17 protein-coding genes are annotated in these 18,984 nt (G+C 63.6%); 13 read left to right on the top strand and 4 right to left on the bottom strand.

Translation table 11 applies throughout. The features are described 5' to 3' along the window. Positions 1-29: 29 nt before the first annotated feature. From BLW71_RS12930 to BLW71_RS12945, 4 genes are all read left to right on the top strand, one after another. Entirely contained in the window at positions 30-443 is a 414-nt protein-coding gene (locus BLW71_RS12930) for a MarR family winged helix-turn-helix transcriptional regulator (protein WP_091796653.1), read from the top strand. A 48-nt stretch (positions 444-491) separates the two neighbouring features. Next, positions 492-2,282: a chloride channel protein gene (locus BLW71_RS12935; RefSeq protein WP_091796654.1), complete on the top strand. Its 1,791-nt coding sequence runs from the start codon at positions 492-494 to the stop codon at positions 2,280-2,282. A 312-nt stretch (positions 2,283-2,594) separates the two neighbouring features. Further along, on the top strand, positions 2,595-2,969 hold the full coding sequence (locus tag BLW71_RS12940; protein ID WP_091796655.1) for a hypothetical protein: 375 nt from the start codon (positions 2,595-2,597) through the stop codon (positions 2,967-2,969). A 234-nt stretch (positions 2,970-3,203) separates the two neighbouring features. Then, entirely contained in the window at positions 3,204-4,016 is an 813-nt protein-coding gene (locus BLW71_RS12945; protein WP_091796656.1) for a mechanosensitive ion channel family protein, read from the top strand. Between the two features lie 161 nt (positions 4,017-4,177). Here BLW71_RS12945 and BLW71_RS12950 read toward each other — a convergent pair whose 3' ends face one another. After that, a complete protein-coding gene (locus BLW71_RS12950; protein ID WP_091796657.1) occupies positions 4,178-4,849 on the bottom strand; it encodes a DedA family protein in 672 nt (223 codons plus the stop codon). A gap of 206 nt (positions 4,850-5,055) precedes the next feature. On the opposite strand from BLW71_RS12950, the gene mutL reads away from it, so the two are divergent. Together mutL and miaA are read left to right on the top strand one after the other, a co-directional pair. Beyond that, complete coding sequence (gene mutL, locus BLW71_RS12955) at positions 5,056-7,116, top strand: DNA mismatch repair endonuclease MutL (protein WP_091796658.1); 2,061 nt, start codon at positions 5,056-5,058, stop codon at positions 7,114-7,116. A gap of 34 nt (positions 7,117-7,150) precedes the next feature. Beyond that, complete coding sequence (miaA, locus tag BLW71_RS12960; protein WP_091796659.1) at positions 7,151-8,098, top strand: tRNA (adenosine(37)-N6)-dimethylallyltransferase MiaA; 948 nt, start codon at positions 7,151-7,153, stop codon at positions 8,096-8,098. Between the two features lie 149 nt (positions 8,099-8,247). Here miaA and purM read toward each other — a convergent pair whose 3' ends face one another. Continuing rightward, positions 8,248-9,315, bottom strand: a complete 1,068-nt coding sequence (purM, locus tag BLW71_RS12965) for a phosphoribosylformylglycinamidine cyclo-ligase (protein WP_091796660.1) — start codon at positions 9,313-9,315, stop codon at positions 8,248-8,250. A 101-nt stretch (positions 9,316-9,416) separates the two neighbouring features. Between purM and BLW71_RS12970 the strand changes: the two genes are divergently transcribed. The 7 genes from BLW71_RS12970 to panB all read left to right on the top strand — a co-directional run bounded on the left by BLW71_RS12970 (position 9,417) and on the right by panB (position 15,729). Beyond that, the gene (locus tag BLW71_RS12970) at positions 9,417-10,493 is read left to right on the top strand and encodes an AI-2E family transporter (protein WP_091800797.1); all 1,077 of its coding nucleotides are present in this window, start codon (positions 9,417-9,419) and stop codon (positions 10,491-10,493) included. Between the two features lie 72 nt (positions 10,494-10,565). Beyond that, positions 10,566-11,336 (top strand): DnaA regulatory inactivator Hda, encoded by a 771-nt coding sequence (gene hda / locus BLW71_RS12975; protein ID WP_091796661.1) that lies wholly within the window; start codon positions 10,566-10,568, stop codon positions 11,334-11,336. Then, the gene (locus tag BLW71_RS12980) at positions 11,329-12,015 is read left to right on the top strand and encodes a histidinol-phosphatase (protein WP_091796662.1); all 687 of its coding nucleotides are present in this window, start codon (positions 11,329-11,331) and stop codon (positions 12,013-12,015) included. Before hda ends, BLW71_RS12980 begins: the two co-directional genes overlap by 8 nt. Continuing rightward, complete coding sequence (gene pcnB / locus BLW71_RS12985) at positions 12,012-13,601, top strand: polynucleotide adenylyltransferase PcnB (RefSeq protein WP_091796663.1); 1,590 nt, start codon at positions 12,012-12,014, stop codon at positions 13,599-13,601. The genes BLW71_RS12980 and pcnB overlap by 4 nt, the downstream gene beginning before the upstream one ends. Before the next feature lie 48 nt (positions 13,602-13,649). After that, positions 13,650-14,198 (top strand): 2-amino-4-hydroxy-6-hydroxymethyldihydropteridine diphosphokinase, encoded by a 549-nt coding sequence (gene folK, locus BLW71_RS12990; RefSeq protein WP_091796664.1) that lies wholly within the window; start codon positions 13,650-13,652, stop codon positions 14,196-14,198. After that, entirely contained in the window at positions 14,195-14,875 is a 681-nt protein-coding gene (locus BLW71_RS12995; protein WP_091796665.1) for a deoxynucleoside kinase, read from the top strand. Before folK ends, BLW71_RS12995 begins: the two co-directional genes overlap by 4 nt. 38 nt (positions 14,876-14,913) lie before the next feature. Then, entirely contained in the window at positions 14,914-15,729 is an 816-nt protein-coding gene (gene panB / locus BLW71_RS13000; protein ID WP_091796666.1) for a 3-methyl-2-oxobutanoate hydroxymethyltransferase, read from the top strand. 156 nt (positions 15,730-15,885) lie between these two features. On the opposite strand, the gene pabB is transcribed toward panB, so the two are convergent. Then, positions 15,886-17,814: an aminodeoxychorismate synthase component I gene (gene pabB, locus BLW71_RS13005; protein ID WP_091796667.1), complete on the bottom strand. Its 1,929-nt coding sequence runs from the start codon at positions 17,812-17,814 to the stop codon at positions 15,886-15,888. Positions 17,815-17,839: 25 nt separating this feature from the next. Beyond that, entirely contained in the window at positions 17,840-18,982 is a 1,143-nt protein-coding gene (gene dnaJ / locus BLW71_RS13010; protein WP_091796668.1) for a molecular chaperone DnaJ, read from the bottom strand. Positions 18,983-18,984: the final 2 nt, after the last annotated feature.

An 18,984-nucleotide genomic window follows, 5' to 3' on the forward strand; every position in this document is an offset into this window, starting at 1 on the left:
ATCGCATTTCCCGATAAACCCACGCTTCAATGAAAACCCCACGCCGCGAACTGGAAAAGTCCGATTTCGAGCAGTTGTCCGAGTTCCGCTATCAGATGCGCAGATTCGAACGCTTCTCTGAACAGGCCGCCCAAACCGAAGGCATCACGCCTTTGCAATATCTGCTGCTCCTGCACATCAAAGGCTATCCGCAGCGGGACTGGGCGACCATCGGCGAATTGGCCGAGCGGCTGCAAGCCCAGCATCACGGCGTCGTGGCACTGGTATCGCGTTGCGAAGCGCTCGGCCTCGTCAAACGCAAGGTCAGCGAGACCGATCGCCGCCAGGTGGAAGTACACCTGCAAAAGCCCGGCGAAAAGACCCTGGCCAAACTGGCCGCGCTGCACCGCGCCGAATTGAAGTCGCTCGAAGGCGCGTTCAACGTGCCGCAAATCGATCTCTAGTCCGCGCCACGCCGCTCACTGCCCACTCACCTCAATCTCGTCCCGATCATGACAGCCGACACCCACAAGCGCGACTTCGCCGAAAACCGCCGCCTGCCCGGCATCGCCTTGCTGGCGGCGTGCATCGGCGTGATCAGTACGGCGGCGGCTTTCGTGCTGCTGAATCTGATCCACCTGTTCACGAACCTGTTTTTCTTCGGCACGCTTTCCTTCGCGGATCGATCGCCGGCGCACAACACGTTAGGCATCTGGGTCGTGCTGGTGCCGGTGGCGGGCGGCCTGATCGTCGGCCTGATGGCGCGCTACGGCTCGGAGAAGATTCGAGGCCACGGCATTCCGGAAGCCATCGAAGCGATCCTGTTCGGCAAGAGCCGTATGTCGCCGAAGGTGGCGATCCTCAAGCCGCTGTCATCCGGCATCGTGATCGGCAGCGGCGGGCCGTTCGGCGCGGAAGGTCCCATCATCATGACGGGCGGCGCTTTGGGTTCATTGATCGCGCAGTGCGTGCGCGTGAGCGCGGCGGAGCGTAAAACGCTGCTGGTCGCCGGCGCCGCAGCCGGCATGACCGCGGTGTTCGGCACGCCGGTCGCGGCAGTGCTGCTCGCGGTCGAGTTGCTGTTGTTCGAATGGCGGCCACGCAGTTTCTTGCCGGTCGCGCTCGCCTGCGCGGTGGCAGGCTTCGCGCGCGGCGCACTGTTCGGCGCGGGGCCGCTGTTTCCGCTCGAAACGGCGCCGCCCGGCGCGTTGTCGCTGTTCACCTGCGTGATCGCCGGCTTACTGTCAGGCGCGCTGGCAACGGGCCTCTCCGCCGCGCTCTACAAGACCGAAGATCTGTTCGGCAAACTCAGTATCCATTGGATGTGGTGGCCCGCGCTCGGCGGACTCGTCGTCGGAATTGGCGGCTTTATCGAGCCGCGCGCGCTGGGTGTCGGCTACGACGTCATCGGCGACCTGCTGCATCTGCATCTGGCGCTTCAGGTTGCGCTCGCGCTACTGCTCGTGAAGGCCGTCATGTGGGTCGTCGCGCTCGGCTCGGGCACCTCGGGCGGCGTGCTTGCGCCGCTGCTGATGCTGGGCGCCGGGCTCGGCGTAGTGTTGAGCCATCTGATGCCGGGCAACGATCCGGCGCTGTGGCCGCTCGTGTGCATGGCAGCCACGCTCGGCGCGACCTTGGGCGCTCCGCTCACCGCAATCGTGTTCGCGTTCGGCCTGACCCATGACAGCAACGCGCTATTGCCGCTACTCGCCGCCACACTGGTCGCGCACGGCTTTGCCACAGTCGTGATGCGCCGCTCGATCATGACGGAAAAAATCGCGCGCCGTGGATATCACATCTACCGCGAATATGGTGTCGATCCGTTGGAGCGCCACTACGTCGACGAGGTCATGACGCGTGACGTCGAAACGATCGACGCACACGCGACTATCGACGAAACGCTTGCACGACACTTCGGCCCGGCGCAAAAGCATCGAGCCTATCCGGTGATTCGGGACGGCGCGGTGACTGGGGTTATTGACCGCGCGACCCTTGAGCGCATGAGTGCCGCTCGCGACATCAAGCACGCCGCGGCAACGCTGCTTGAACTGATGGGAACGCACACACCCGTGGTCGCATTGCCGGGCGAAACCTGCCGCCTCGTCGCAACACGGCTCGCCGTTCACGGTCTGGAGCGCATGCCCGTCGTGGACGACGTCGACACACGGCGACTGATCGGCATCGTGTCGCGCAGCGATCTGGTGAAACCGTCGCTTGCCCACTTCGAAGAAGAGCATAAGAAGGAGCGCTTCCGGCGTCTGGGTACGCGTGCCGCGAAGCGACGCCTTTCGCCGCTTCGCTGAGCCGGTTAGCGTGGCTTGCGAAGCGCGTGTCGATCGAGAGAGACTGCAATGAGGCGAGGCAATGTCTAACTACGTGAGAACACGTGATCAAAGGATATTTCCGACAGCCTTTGCCGCCATTTCGCATGACTTCACCGGCATTTTCCGTAGCCAATTTCACGGCTCAACCAGGAAACAACGGACTCCGAACCTGAACATTTATTGAGACATAAAGACGTGCAATGATCGCCGCCGGTCCAGCAAGACACGCTGTGACTCTGCGTAAGCAGACGCTTTGGCAACACCGCAGCCCCGCGCTTTCATTCCACCCATATGACCAATTTTCTGTTCGATCTCCTCTCGAACCTGGCTCTGCTGGCTTTCGTGCTGGCCGTCTGTCATCTGTGCAACCGCCGCATAGCTGGCGCGTCGCTCGATGGTTCACACATTTTCGGCGCGTTGGCGTGTGTCGCGTTCCTGCTCGATGCCGCGCTGACCTTCCTGGTGTTCGCCGACTCGCAGAGCCGCTATGGCCACTTCAGCACATCGATAGCGTTCTTCGAGCGCGCCTGCGCATACTGGCTCGCGATCATCGTCGCGCTCGCCTGGCGCCATGTGGCACGCCGCTCGCACTTCGCGAAAGTCAGTACCGGCGCAACCCTTGTCATTCAAACGTCGCCGTATTCGAAATCGCATCTGCCGATGTAGCGCGCACCAATCACAATCGCTGCGAACGCGTCCGCCAAAGCGGCCGACTTCTCCCGCCAGACAAGCCCGGACGAGCCATCAGGGAACTGGAACGGTCCTTGCGGATGCGCGCGCCGTCGCCTATAACTTCCGAACACCGAGTGTTACCGTTTGCGCCCGTCGCCGGGCATTTGCCGCTGTATTGCACCACCGCTGTTCAATCAGTCGAAGGCAACTTACCCAACGAGGAACATCTTGGATCTCGAAACCGTTCGCGTCTTCATCATGACCCGGGGCATCGACCTCGGCACCAAGGTCGTCGGGGCGATCGTCCTGTGGATCGTCGGCCGTTGGCTCATCGGCCTGATCATTGGCCTGCTGCGCAAGGTGCTGGCGCGCAACGGAAGGGTCGATCCCACGCTGGCGCATTATCTCGGCTCGATTCTCGGCGCACTGCTGAATCTGCTGCTGATCCTCGCGATCCTGCAGGTATTCGGTGTACAGACCACTTCGTTCGCCGCGCTGCTCGCCGGCCTCGGCCTTGCGATTGGCACCGCTTGGGGCGGCCTGCTTGCCCACTTCGCCGCGGGCGTATTCATGCAGGTGCTGCGGCCGTTCAAGGTCGGCGATTTCGTCACCGCGGGCGGCGTGACCGGCACGGTCTCGGAGTTGGGTCTGTTCGGCACCACCATCGTGACGCCGGACAACGTGACGACTATCGTCGGCAATAACAAGATCTTTTCCGACACGATCTCGAACTACAGCCTCTTGCCCGTGCGCCGCGTCGAGCTGACAGCGAAGATCGCCAATGGCGTCGATCCGACGGATGCGATGAACCGGCTGAAGGCGGCTGTCACGCAAATTCCGAACGTGGCCGAGAGTCCCGCGCCGGACATCGAAGTGCTGGGCTTCACGCCGGAAGGCCCCCTGCTCTGCGTGCGGCCCTACACGCACAATGAGAGCTATTGGCAGGTCTACTTCGACACCAACCGCGCGATCATCCAGACGTTCAAGGAAGCCGGCTACCCGACGCCGGAAACGCCACTGGCGCCGCGTGCAGTGAGCTGAGTGTTGCCGCGCGACGAGAATCGCCACCGGCTGACACGGCGCAATTAATCGCGTTGCCAATTGTTAATTGTCAATTCCGTGCGATTCAGAAAGACCAAACAAAAACGGCGTCGCGAGATTCGCGACGCCGTTTTTTATCGGACTAACCCTGCGGCAAAACCTCAGCGGCTTCCCGCATTCGATGCGTTCTTGCGCATCATCTTCCACAACGCGCCGAGCACGACCGGTACAACCGCAGCACCGATACCCACCAGTACGATCACATTCAGATACTGACGGATAAACGGAATGTTGCCGAAAAAATAACCGAGCAACGTCAACAGCAATACCCAGAAAAAAGCGCCGGCAAAATTGAACAACTGAAACCGGCTCACCGTCATTTCGGATGCACCCGCAACGAACGGCGCGAAGGTGCGCACCACCGGAATGAAACGCGCCAGCACGATAGTCTTGCCGCCATGCTTCTCGTAGAAGTTGTGCGTCTTCTGCAGCGCGCTGCGATCGAGAAAACGCTCGAGAAAGGGAATGTGCGAATTGAACACCCGCGGCCCAATGGCCCGCCCGATCATGTAGTTGACGGTATTGCCGCTGATGGCCGCCACGAGCAGCAACACGATCAGCAAGCCAATGTTCATTTCTCCGGTCGCACAGAAAGCCCCGCCGATGAACAGCAGCGAATCGCCCGGCAGAAACGGCAGAATCACGAGCCCGGTTTCGCAGAACACGATCAGAAACAGCACCGCGTAGACCCAGGCGCCGTACACGTGAATAAAGTCTCCGAGGAACTTGTCGATGTGCAAGACAAGGTTGACGAAATGTAGCAACGTGTCCAAAGAGAATCCTTTATTAAGCGAATGTGACGGTGGCGGAAATGGCCGTATGAGCAGACCAGCTGGCGATGGCGGCAAACGCTCACTCGCCGCGGCAAATTGACCGCGTCATGATACAGAAAGTGCCCGGTGGCGATTAAAAATCTCCCGCGCTTCGGTGCGCTCGAGCGCACCGCGAGCCTGCCGCGCCGAATCGCTATAATTTCGCCATGTCCGAATTCTCCGAAACGCCAGCCGGCCTCGACGCCGCGACCGCGGTTTCCGCCGCCGCGCCCGCACCACGCCCGTTGCGCGCGATCCAGCCCCTTCCCGATCAACTGATCAGTCAGATTGCCGCCGGCGAAGTGGTCGAGCGACCGGCGTCGGTCGTCAAGGAACTGCTGGAAAACGCGCTCGACGCGGGCGCGCAGTCGCTGCGCATTCTGCTCGACGAAGGCGGCGTGAAGCGCATCTCGATCACCGACGACGGCTGCGGCATCCCCGAGAACGAACTCGCTCTTGCGTTGATGCGCCACGCGACCAGCAAAATCCGCTCGCTTGCCGAACTGGAAGCCGTCGCGACGCTGGGGTTCCGCGGCGAGGCGCTGGCCTCGATCGCATCTGTCGCGCAGATGACCATCACGAGCCGCACGGCCGACGCGTCGCACGCGGTGCGCGTGGATGCGCAAACCGGCGTGCTGAGCCCCGCAGCGGGCACACAAGGCACCACGATCGAAGTCCGCGAGTTGTACTTCAACACGCCGGCGCGCCGCAAATTTCTGAAGAGCGAGCAGACCGAACTCGGCCACTGCCTCGAACAGATCCGCCGCGCGGCGCTGGCACGGCCGGATGTCGCGATTTCGGTGCTGCATAACGGCAAGGCCGTCGAACACTGGAACGCCAGCGAGCCGCCCGTGCGGGTCGCGAAGATTCTCGGCGACACGTTTGCCACGGCGCATCTGCCGCTCGACGAATCCGCCGGCCCGCTTGCGGTCTACGGTTGTGCGGGCCTGCCGACCGCGAGCCGCGGGCGCGCCGATCAGCAGTACTTCTTCGTCAATGGCCGTTTTGTGCGCGACAAGCTACTCACGCACGCCGTTCGCGCCGCCTATGAAGACGTGCTGCACGGCGAGCGCTACCCGTCCTATGTGCTGTTTCTCGATCTGCCGCCTGAAGCGGTCGATGTGAACGTGCATCCGTCGAAAATCGAAGTACGGTTTCGCGATTCGCGCTCGATCCACCAGTTCGTGTTCCACGCCGTGCAGCGCGCATTGGCGCGGCATGCGGGCGCGTCGCCGGAAACGACAGCGGGCGGGCATGCGGCGCATCTGGCGCCCTCCGCTGGCGGGCCGGCTTCGTTCGGCGCGACGCCGCTCGGCGGTGCGGGCATCGGCGGAGGCAGCCCCGGTGCGGGTGCAGGCGGTTTCGGTAGCGGTTTCGGTGGTGGATCAAGCGGTACAGCAGGCGGCTTCGGATCGTCGCCACAGTCCGGCAATACCTGGATGCGTCAGGCCCGCATGACGCAAGGCACGCTGCCGGTTGCCCAACCGCTCGCGTTCTACGACGCGCTCTTCGGCCGCAAAGACACGCATGCCGGCACAGCGGAAGGCGCCACGCTTTTCGAGGTCCGCGATTCGGCCGGCGAAACGCCGTCGCCGTATAACGCGTCCGCGCCGTACTCCACGCCCGCTTTCCACGCCGCCGACGAGCAACCGCTCGGCTTCGCGCTCGGCCAGATCCACGGCATCTACGTGCTGGCGCAGAACGCGCACGGTCTGGTGATCGTCGACATGCACGCCGCGCACGAGCGCATTCTGTACGAGCAGTTCAAAAACGCGTTGGCGGACCGCACGATTGCCGTGCAACCGCTACTGATCCCGCTGTCGATGCAGGCCGACCCGATCGAAATCGGCACCGTGGAAGAAGAGCGCGACACGCTCGACGCACTCGGTTTCGACCTCGCCGTGCTGTCGCCGACCACGCTCGCGATCCGCGCCGTGCCGGCGTTGCTAAAAGACGCGGATTTGCAGGCGCTGGCGCGCGCGGTCCTCTCCGACCTGCATGCATTTGGCGGCTCGCGCGTGTTGACCGAACGTCAGCACGAACTGCTCGGCACGCTCGCGTGCCATCACGCGGTGCGTGCGAACCGGCGCCTGACGCTCGATGAAATGAACGCGCTGCTGCGTCAGATGGAGGCGACCGAGCGTGCCGATCAATGCAATCACGGACGTCCTACGTGGTATCAGTTGACGCTGTCCGATCTCGATCGGCTGTTCATGCGTGGTCAGTGACGTGACGCTGCCGCGACACGCGACCGCCTGGCCTATGACTTCACGCACACCCACGACGGTCCCGTGCCTGCTCGGGCCGACCGCGTCCGGCAAGACCGCCGCCGCGCTGGCGCTGGCCGCGCGGCGTCCGGTGGAAATCATCAGTGTCGATTCGGCGCTGGTCTATCGCGAGATGGATATCGGCACCGCCAAGCCAACCGCTGAAGAGCGCGCGGTGGCGCCGCATCATCTGATCGATATCGTCGATCCGACCGACGCCTACTCCGCCGCGCAATTTCGCGCCGACACCTTGCGGCTGACCAGTGAGATCCACGCTCGCGGGCGTTTGCCGGTGCTGGTCGGCGGAACCATGCTGTACTACAAGGCGCTCACCCAGGGGCTCAACGATCTGCCTGCCGCCGACGCCGACCTGCGTGCCACGCTCGATGCCGACGCCGCACGCGAGGGTTGGCCGGCCATGCACGCCCGGCTTGCCGCGATCGATCCCGTGACGGCCGCGCGCCTCGCACCGAACGATTCACAGCGCATTCAGCGGGCGCTGGAAGTTTACATGCTGACCGGGCAGGCCATGTCCGCCTTGCTGGCCGCGCCGGCCCGAGTGGATGACGCCGCCGCCGCATGGCGCTTCGTGCCGATCGCGCTGGAGCCGTCGGATCGTGGTGTGCTGCATGCGCGGATCGAGAAGCGCTTCGATGCGATGCTGGCCAGCGGTTTCGTCGATGAAGTCGTGAAGTTGCGCGAGCGCGGCGACTTATTGCCCGAGATGCCGTCCATGCGTTGCGTGGGCTATCGGCAGGTCTGGGAATATCTGGATGGCGCGGTCGATTATTCGACCATGCGCGACAAGGGGGTCTTTGCAACGCGGCAATTGTGCAAGCGGCAGCTCACATGGCTGCGCAGCATGACGGAACGAGTGGTGGTGGATTGCTGCGATCCGCACGCGACAGCGCGGGTGCTTGAGGCGATTGAAGCGTTGATGTGAAGGGTGGCTGTGAAGCGGAGCTGTAAGACGGGGCTGCAAAGCGGGGCTGTGAAGCTGGGCTGTGAAGCGTTGCATCTGAGGCATTGAGCCTTGCAGCGTCGGACCCGCGCGGCGCACTCTGAAAGCGCGCCGCGCAGACTCCGAAGCCTTTAGACCACTACGGTCTGAGCCTCACCGGCCGCGCTTTCGCGAATCACGCCGATCTTCCAGACCTGCTCGCCGGCGGCGGACAGCAAACCGATTGCAGCGTCAGCATCCGCAGCCGACACGACCACGGCCATGCCGATACCGCAGTTGAACACACGGTGCATTTCCGCATCCGCCACGCCGCCGTGCTTTTGCAGCCACGAGAACAGCGGCGGCAGCGGCCAGGCGCGATGGTCCAGCTCAGCCGTCAAACCTTCACGCAGCACGCGCGGAATATTCTCGACCAGCCCGCCACCCGTGATGTGCGCCATACCCTTGACGGCGACTTGCTGCATCAGCGCCAGCAGCGGCTTCACGTAGATATGCGTGGGCGCCATCAGCGCGTCGGCGAGCGAGCGGCCGTCGAAATCCGCGTTCAGATCAGGCTGCGCGCGCTCGATGATCTTGCGCACCAGCGAAAAACCGTTCGAATGGATGCCGCTCGAAGCCAGACCGAGCACCACGTCGCCCGGGGCAATCGTGCTGCCGTCGATAATCTTGCTCTTTTCCACCGCGCCGACCGCGAAACCGGCCAGATCGTATTCACCGTCAGGGTACATGCCCGGCATTTCCGCCGTCTCGCCGCCGATCAGCGCGCAACCGGACAGTTCGCAGCCGTGCGCGATACCCTTGACGACCGTTGCCGCCGTGCCGACGTCCAGCTTGCCGCAAGCGAAATAGTCGAGGAAAAACAGCGGCTCGGCGCCTTGCACGAGAATGTCGTTCACGCTCATCGCCACCAGATCCTGGCCGACGGTGTCGTGTTTGTTCAGTTGAAAGGCGAGGCGCAGCTTGGTGCCGACGCCGTCGGTGCCGGACACGAGCACCGGCTCTTTATACTTCTTCGGCACTTCGAACAGCGCGCCGAATCCGCCGATGCCGCCCAGCACGCCATCGCGCATCGTCTTTTTGGCAAAGGGCTTGATCGCGTCGACAAGGGCGTCGCCCGCGTCGATGTCCACGCCGGCGTCGCGATACGACAACCCTTGGGCCGAACCAGTTGAATTCGGGGCGGATTTCGGTTGATTCATGGGGACGAGCTCGAAGGTCGGTAAAATGCGATTTTACCCGATGCCGGCCGACTGGCTGGAATTTGAATCATCCGGTCCTGAACGACACCTGGGAAACAACCTTGCAAGAGAACTCCTCGATTCCGACACCTGTCCAGCGCCGCGCCTTCACCTGGCTTGCCATTGCGCTAGGCATCGGCATACTGCTCTGGCTGCTGAGTCCGGTTCTCACGCCGTTTCTGCTCGGTGCGATTCTCGCGTACATTCTGCAGCCGGGCGTCGCGTGGATGGTGCGCCGGCGCGTGCCGCGCGGTCTTGCGGCGTTGCTCATGATGCTGCTCTTCACGCTGCTGATGACCTTGCTCGTGCTGCTGGTGCTCGCCGTCATCCAGAAAGAAGGGCCGCAGTTGCGGCAGCAGGTGCCCGTGCTGTTCGCGCACGTGAACGCCTGGCTGCAACCCAAGCTGGCCATGCTGGGCCTCGCCGATTCACTCGACTTCGCCAGTATCCGCGATCTCGTGATGGGGCAGCTCGAAGGCAGCGCGCAGACGGTGGCGATGTATGCGTGGACCTCCATCCGCACGAGCGGCAATGTCATGATGACGGTGGTCGGCAACGTGGTGATGGTGCCGCTCGTGCTGTTCTACCTGCTGTACGACTGGAACCGCATGCTCGCCCGCATACAGATCGTGGTGCCGCGCCGCTGGCTCGACAAGACGCTGCAACTCGCGCGCGACATGGACCAGATGCTGTCGCAATATCTGCGCGGCCAGTTGCTCGTCATGGGCGTGCTCGCCGCATACTATGCGATTGCGCTGAGCCTCGCGCGCTTCGAGATCGCGTTGCCGGTCGGGATCTTCACGGGGCTCGCGGTGTTCATCCCGTACATCGGGTTTGCCACCGGTCTCGCGCTGGCGCTGCTCGCGGCGCTGCTGCAATTCGGCGACTGGTACGGCTTCGGCGCGGTCGCGCTGATTTACGGTGTCGGCCAGATCCTGGAGAGCTTCTTTCTCACGCCGCGTCTGGTGGGCGAACGGATCGGCCTGCACCCGCTCGCGGTGATTTTCGCATTGCTCGCGTTCGGGCAGCTCTTTGGCTTTTTCGGCGTATTGCTGGCGTTGCCCGTCAGCGCGATCCTGTCGGTCGCCATGCGCGAGTTGCGCCAAAGCTATCTGGCGAGCACGCTTTATAAGAACTGACTGCTTGTTGACTATTCCGGCCCGCGTGACGGGCCATTTGCGGCTTGGCCTCATTTTCGGCATTAACCTACTGTGCTTCGTCAACTGACGCTCGATCTCGGCACCCCGCCGCCATCGACATTCGACAATTTCTTCGCCGGCGCCAACGCCGAGCTGGTCACGCGCCTGCGCGAGCTCGAGAACGCGCTCGCCGCCGGCCCGGTCGCCGATCGCACCTTCTACATCTGGGGCGAGTCCGGCAGCGGCCGCACGCATCTGCTGCAGGCGCTGGTGCACGAAGCGTCGCCGGGGCACGCGCGCTTCGCCGGCCCGCAGAGCAGTCTCGCCGCCTTCAGCTTCGACCCGCGCGTCGCCCTGTATGCGATCGACGATTGCGACGCACTCTCCGCCGCACAGCAAATCGCCGTCTTCAACCTGTTCAACGAAGTGCGCGCGCATCCCACCAGCGCACTCGTCGCCGCGGGCAACGCGCCGCCCATCGGTATGACGGTGCGCGAGGATTTGCGCACGCGCCTCGGCTGGGGCCTCGTGTTCCATCTCGCGCCGCTGCCCGACGAAGGCAAGGCCGCAGTCCTCAAACACGCGGCACGCGAGCGCGGCATCATGCTCGCCGACGACGTGCCGGCCTACCTGCTCACCCATTTTCGCCGCGACATGCCGAGTCTGATGGCGCTGCTCGACGCGCTCGACCGCTTTTCGCTCGAACAGAAACGCGCGGTCACGCTGCCACTGTTGCGCACCATGCTGGCCTCGCCGGACGCCGAAGAACGGCGTGCCGCGCCCAACTCGGCGACCTCATCCGCTTCATCCGCCGCTTCAAGTAAAATAGGCCCCCATGGCTAACCTCGCACTCTTCGACCTCGACCACACGCTCATCCCCACCGACAGCGACCACGAATGGGGCCGCTTCATGGTGAAACACGGCATGGTCGACGCCGAAAATTTCGCCCGTGAAAACGACCGCTTTTTCGCCGACTACAAAGCCGGCCGGCTCGACATTCACGCCTATCTGATCGCCATGCTCACGCCGCTGTCGAAGTACACGCGCGCGCAGCTCGCCGACTTTCACGCGCAGTACATGCACGAAGTCATCAAGCCGGCGATCTTCCCCGTGGCGCAGGAGTTGGTGAAGCAGCACCAGGAAGCCGGCGACCTGTGCTGCGTGGTCACCGCCACCAACGAATTCATCACCCGCCCGATCGCGCAGGCATTCGGCGTCGACACGCTGATCGCCTGCGAAGCGGAAACCGTCGACGGCGAGCCGCATTCGCCGTACACCGGGCGCCCCACCGGCACGCCGAGCTACAAGGAAGGCAAGATCGTGCGCACCGAAGCGTGGCTCGCCTCGCTCGGCAAGACGTGGAGCGACTTCGAGCACAGCTATTTCTATAGCGATTCGCACAACGACATCCCGCTGCTCGAAAAAGTCACGGACCCGATCGCGACCAATCCCGACGACACATTGCGCGCCCATGCGCAGGCCAAAGGCTGGCGCATCCTCGAACTCTTCCAACCCTCGTGATCAAAAAATTTATCCGCAAGCTATTCGGCCAGGACGCGGCACCCGCTGACGACACCCTGCCCGCCGAAGCCGAAGCAGACGACACCGGCAACGCGCCGGCGCGCACGCCGTCAGGCGCGAGCAAAGCGCGCCGCAAGCCCACCCGCGCCAGCGTGCCCGCGAAAACCGTACGCGACCCGGACGTGCCGGTCATCATTCCGCACGACGTGCACGGCATCGACCAGTCGCTCATCTCGCGGAACGCGATTCGCGTGACGGAGGGTCTGCAACAGGCCGGGCACCGCGCGTTCATCGTCGGCGGTGCGGTGCGCGACCTGCTGCTCGGCATCAAACCGAAAGACTTCGACGTCGCGACCGATGCCACGCCTGAACAGGTGCAGAAGCTGTTCCGCCGCGCGCGCATCATCGGTCGGCGGTTTCAGATCGTGCACGTGCAGTTCGGGCAGGAAATCATCGAAACCTCCACGTTCCGCGCACTGGTCGATCCACCCGCGGCAGACGCGGCGCCGCCGCGCCGCCTGAAGCGCGACGAACTCGATCGCCGCACCCATGCAGTTGATGCAAGCGGCCGCGTGCTGCGCGACAACGTGTGGGGCGAGCAGCACGAAGACGCCACGCGCCGCGACTTCACGATCAACGCGATGTACTATGATCCGGCCACGCAAACCGTGCTGGATTATCACAACGGCATGGCCGACATGCGCGCGCGTCTGTTGCGCATGATCGGCGACCCGGCCACGCGTTACCGCGAAGATCCGGTGCGCATGCTGCGCGTGGTGCGTTTCGCGGCGAAGCTCGACTTCGAGATCGAGGACAGCACGCGCGAGCCGATCGCCAACATGGCCGATCTGATCAACAACGTGCCTGCGGCGCGCCTGTTCGACGAGATGCTCAAGCTGATGCTCTCCGGCCATGCGCTCGCGTGTTTGAAACGCCTCCGGCAGGAAGGCCTGCATCATGGCCTGCTGCCCCTGCTCGACGTGGTGCTCGAACAACCCATCGGCGAGAAATTCATCACGCTTGCGTTGAACAACACGGATGCCCGCGTGCGCGCCGGCAAACCGGTGTCGCCGGGCTTCCTGTTCGCCACGTTGTTATGGCACGACGTGCAGCAGCGTTGGCAAAAATTCGAAGCGAACGGCGAATATCCGGTCCCCGCACTGCATCGCGCAATGGACGAGGTGCTCGACATGCAGACCGAGAAACTCGCGATCCACAAGCGCTTCTCATCGGATATGCGCGAGATCTGGGGTCTGCAGTTACGCCTCGAGAAACGCTCGGGAAGAAGCGCGCTGAAGCTGCTGGAACACCAAAGATTTAGAGCGGGGTATGATTTCCTCCTGTTGCGCTGCGAATCGGGCGAACTCGATGAGTCGGTCGGTGCGTGGTGGACGGAGTTCATAGACGGAGACATCGCCGCACGTGAGACATTGCTCACGCAAGGCGGGAAGGACCGAAGCCCCAGAAAACGACGGCGGCGCAGCAGTGGCGCGAGAAGCCGCAAGCCGGGCGACGGATTGGAGGGCGGCACGCCAGCCGAACGCACAGCCGACGAAGCAGGCCATAATGGCTCGCACGAAGACTGACACAGCGTTGGCTGTTGCCGTCGAACGATAGTTGCAGGAAGTTATGCCATGACGGTTGCTTATCTCGGCCTCGGCGCGAATCTCGGGGACGCGCGCCAGACCCTGAAAGACGCGGTGGTGTGCCTCGCACAACAGCACACCATCACCGTGCTCGCCAAGTCGAGCCTGTATCGCACTGCCCCGATCGACGCGGGCGGTGACGACTATTTCAACTGCGTCGTGAAGGTCGATACGACGCTCCCCGTGCGGCATCTGCTTGCGCTATGCCACAAGATCGAGCATCAGTTCGGCCGTGAGCGGCCGTTTCGCAACGCACCGCGCACACTCGATCTGGACATTCTGCTGTTCGGCGATCAATCGATCGACGAAGCCGATCTGATCGTGCCGCATCCTCGCCTGACTGAACGCGCCTTCGCGCTGGTGCCGCTCGTCGAGATCGACGCCGCACTGGTCATTCCGCAACATGGCCGCGCCGAGGCGCTGCTCAGCGGCGTGAGCGATCAGCGCATCGAGAAGGTGAAAGGGCCTTGCCAGTGTCCTATGCTCAATGCATTGACCGCCGGTGAAGGCACTGCCGGCAAGGGCCCCTGCGAATGAATTCATCGCCGCTCACCGTCACGGCACCGCAACTGCGGCCGCCGTTCGGCTATCTCGCGATCGAAGGGCCGATCGGCGTCGGCAAGACGTCGCTCGCACGGCGCCTTGCGCAGCGCTGGTCGATGCAGGAACTGTTCGAACGGCCGCAGGACAATCCTTTTCTCGAACGTTTTTACCGCGACACCGCGCGTTACGCGTTACCCACACAACTGCACTTCGCGTTGCAACGCGCGCAGCAGGCTCAGGACGTAAGCGCGGCGCACGTGTCGGGCACGCCGCTGATCGCCGATTTCATGACGCAGAAGAACGACATCTTCGCGCGTCTGACGCTGCAGGAAGACGAGTGGCAGTTGTATCGCGCGCTTGCCGCGCGTATCGAAGCCAGCGCGCCGGCGCCGGACTTCGTCGTCTATCTGCAGGCGAGCCCTGAGGTGCTGTTCGCGCGTATCCAGAAGCGCGCCGTGCCGATGGAGCTGCAGATTTCCGACGCCTATCTGCACGCCCTGTGCGATGCGTACAACGAGTTTTTCTATCACTACGACCGCACGCCCGTGCTAACGGTCAACGCCGAACACCTGAATCCGCTCGACTCCGACGCGGACCTTGCGCTGCTCGCAGAACGCATTGAAACCATGCGCGGCCGCAAGGAATTCTTTGTCAAAGGCACGTCGCTCTGAGCGGCGTGGCCACCTCTTTTTTCTCAACGGATTGACCCATGACCTATTTGCAGGAAGCGAGCCGGAACGCTATCACCGTGCCGAAACTGCAGGCAATGCGCGACGCCGGCGAAAGAATCGCCATGCTCACCTGTTACGACGCGAGCTTCGCCGCGCTGCTGGACCGCGCGGGCGTCGACGTGCTGCTGATCGGCGACTCGCTCGGCAACGTGCTGCAAGGCCAGACGACCACCCTGCCCGTGTCGCTCGCCGACATCGCGTATCACACGGCTAGCGTGGCGCGCGCGCGGCCCGCGGCACTGATCGTGGCCGACTTGCCGTTCGGCACTTACGGCACGCCGGACGAGGCATTCAGAAGCTCGGTTGAATTGATGCGCGCCGGCGCGCAAATGGTGAAGCTCGAGGGCGGCGAATGGCTCGCGGACACGGTGCGCTTCCTCGTGGAGCGCTCGATTCCCGTGTGCGCTCACGTCGGCCTGACGCCGCAATCGGTGCATGCGTTCGGCGGCTTCAAGGTGCAAGGCAAGACCGAAGCGGGCGCGACGCAGTTGCTGCGCGACTCGCTCGCCGTGCAGGCGGCCGGCGCGCAATTGATCGTGATGGAAGCGATCCCGACGCTGCTCGCAAGCGACGTCACGAAGCAACTGCGCATTCCGACGATCGGTATCGGCGCGGGACTGGATTGTTCGGGTCAGGTGCTGGTGCTGCACGACATGCTGGGCATTTTCCCCGGCAAACGGCCGCGCTTCGTGAAGGATTTCATGCAGGGGCAGCCGAGTATTCTCGCGGCCGTGGAAGCTTATGTCGCTGCCGTGAAGGACGGCTCGTTCCCTGGGCCGGAGCACACGTTCTGAGTTTCGAGCGTTAGAGGATCGAGCGGAACGGGCCGTTTCGTGCCCGTTGTCGGTCGCTTTGGCGCGTATCCGATATCGCGTTCAAACGCATACAAGGCCGGTTGTCTTTCTTCGGCGACCGGTCGACCTGTCCCAGCCCGTGGCGGCGCGCCTCTCTCAGTCCACGATCCGCGCCGGCAGCGCGCCTCGCAGTGCATTGCACACCATCAGCGCTTCGGCGTTTTGCAGATCGGTCCGGGTGAGCACACGTTCGGCCGCCTGCAGACCCGACGCCTCCTCGAGCAAAACGCTGCGCATCACGCCTGGCAGCACGCCCGACGCAAGCGGCGGCGTCCACCAGCGCCCAGCCAACTTCACGAAGACATTCGACCGGCCACCTTCGGTCAATTCGCCCTGCCCGTTGAAGAACAGCGTGTCGAACGCGCCCTTCGCTTCGGCTTCGCGCCAGCCGCGATCGTATTCGGCGCGGCGAGTGGTTTTGTGACGCAGCAGCAAGTCGTAGGCGTCGGTTGCCGGGAAGGCGTGATCGGGTCCGAGCAACACGCCGACAGTGGAGTCGGCTAGCGGCGTCAGCACGGCCACGGTGATGTTCGCCGTACCGTCCTTGCTCAACGCGAGCCGCATGCGATGCGGAGTTTGTGCGGGCAGCGCCGCGCACTTCGCCGCGATCTCCGCGCGAAGGGCGTTGGCGATCGTATCGTCGAGTTTGAAGCCGAGTACCGCCGCGCTCGACGAGAGCCGCGCAAGATGGCGCGACCAATGCCGCACGCCCTCTTCGCGCGTCGCATACATTGTTTCGAAGAGTTCGAAACCCGGCTCGGCATGGGTCAGAAAGCGGGCCTTCAATTGACACTCCGCGTATTCGTCGGCGGCGACGCTGTCGAGCACGATCCCCGCGCCGATGCCCATCTTGCCTTCCAGTTGCCCCGTTTGCGCCGACCGGCTCAGCGTCAACGTGCGGATCGCGACGGACAGGCAGAAGTCACCGCAGGCGGTTTCGTTCGCAGCCGGTGTGGATGTGCCCGCACCCGTTGCATCCGCAACCGCCGAGGGCGCATCCAGCCAGCCGATGGCGCCGGTATAGAGCCCACGCGGCGTGCTCTCGAGTTCATCGATCAATTGCATCGTGCGATGCTTCGGCGCGCCCGTGATCGAGCCACAGGGAAACAGCGCGCGCAGTATCCCGGCGAACGACGTGCCGGGCCGCAACGCCGCATGCACAGTGGACGTCATCTGCCAGACCGTCCCATACGGCTCAACCGAAAAGAGCGCCGGCACCTTGACCGAGCCCGTCTGCGCCACCCTCGACAGATCGTTGCGCAACAGGTCGACGATCATCACGTTTTCGGCGCGGTTTTTAGGATCGTTGCCCAGGAATTCGGCAGCGCGCCGGTCCGCCGCCGGGTCGTCGGATCGCGGCGCGGTGCCTTTCATCGGCCGCGCGTGCAACGTCTCGCCCTGCTTTTCGACGAAGAGCTCCGGCGAGCACGACAACACCCAATCGCCGTCCGGCAACGCGATCAGCGCACCGTAGCGAACCGGCTGGCGCGCTCTCAGCCGCCGATATAGCGCGACGGGCGAGCCGAACACGTCGAAGCCGAGCCGGTAGGTGTAGTTGACCTGATAGGAATCGCCCGCGCGCAGGGCTGCGTGGACCCCGTCGATCGCCGCGTTGAACTGCAGCGGATCGACGCTCGCGCGCACGTTGGCCGTGCCCGCCACCGATGGCTCGACCGCGCCCTGGTCGCGTGCCGTGAGCCACGCGTCGACCTCTTCACGCGAACGCTTCTCGCAACGTTCGAACAATAAAAAACGCAGCGTGGCATCGCCACGCTGCGTTTTCAGAGACCAATGCGCCTCGGCGCCGAGGAGATCCCGCCCGAACTCATAGTCGGCGAGCACGACGGCATGCAAACCCCGCAGGGTTTCCGCAGCCACGCGCTCGCACACGGCTTCGAGTTGCGCGGCATCCGCACACACCCATTCCTGCACAAACCCCGTGTACAGACGACTCGAAGGGCGCGCCGGCAACGCGTCGCAATCGTCGAGCAATGCGAAAACCGCGCCGTGCTCATCTGCCGTCATGCTTACCGCCAAAATCAAACTGTCATTAATCGAAGAAGCTCTTCACCCGATCGAACCAGCTCTTGCTTTGCGGGCTATGCCGCGAACCGCCCTCGACCAGCGCCTTTTCGAACTGCTTGAGCAAATCGCGCTGCGGCTCGGTCAGCTTGACCGGCGTTTCGACTTGCACGTGCACGTACAGATCGCCGGCAATGCTCGAACGCAGCCCCTTGATGCCCTTGCCACGCAGACGGAACGTCTTGCCCGATTGCGTGCCTTCCGGCACCGTGAAGCTGGCGCGGCCCGCAAGGGTCGGCACTTCGATCTCGCCGCCGAGCGCCGCGGTAGTGAACGGAATCGGCATCTGGCAATGCAGATCGTCGCCGTCGCGCTCGAACACCGAGTGCTGCTTGATATGAATTTCGACGTACAGATCGCCCGACGGGCCACCGTTGATGCCCGGCTCGCCATTGCCGGCGGAACGGATACGCATGCCGTCGTCGATACCTGCCGGGATCTTCACTTCCAGCGTCTTGGTTTCCTTCACCTTACCCGCGCCGTGGCAGTGGCCGCACGGGTCGGGAATGTAGGTGCCGGTGCCGTGGCACTTCGGGCAGGTTTGCTGAATACTGAAGAAGCCCTGCGACATCCGCACCGAACCCGAACCACTACAGGTCGGGCAGGTTTCCGGCTTGGTGCCGGGCTTGGCACCCGAACCGTGACAGATTTCGCACGAGACCCAGCTCGGCACGCGGATCTGCGTGTCGTAGCCGTGTGCGGCCTGTTCGAGCGTGATTTCCATGCTGTAGCGCAGATCGGCACCGCGGTACACCTGCGGGCCCGCGCGGCCGCCACCGCCACGCGCGGCGCCACCGGCTGCCTGGCCGAAGATGTCGCCGAAAATATCGCCGAATGCGTCGGCAAAACCGCCAAAGCCTTGCGCTCCGGCACCGCCCATGTTCGGATCGACGCCCGCGTGGCCGTACTGGTCGTACGCGGCACGCTTTTGCGAGTCCGACAGCATTTCATAGGCTTCCTTCACCTCTTTGAAATGCCCTTCCGCATCCTTGTTGCCCGGATTGCGGTCGGGGTGGTGCTTCATCGCGAGCTTGCGATAAGCCTTCTTGATTTCGTCGTCGCTCGCGTTCTTTGCGACGCCCAGAACCTCGTAGTAATCCCGTTTCGCCATAT

The organism is Burkholderia sp. WP9 (assembly GCF_900104795.1).
Taxonomy (GTDB): Bacteria; Pseudomonadota; Gammaproteobacteria; order Burkholderiales; family Burkholderiaceae; genus Paraburkholderia.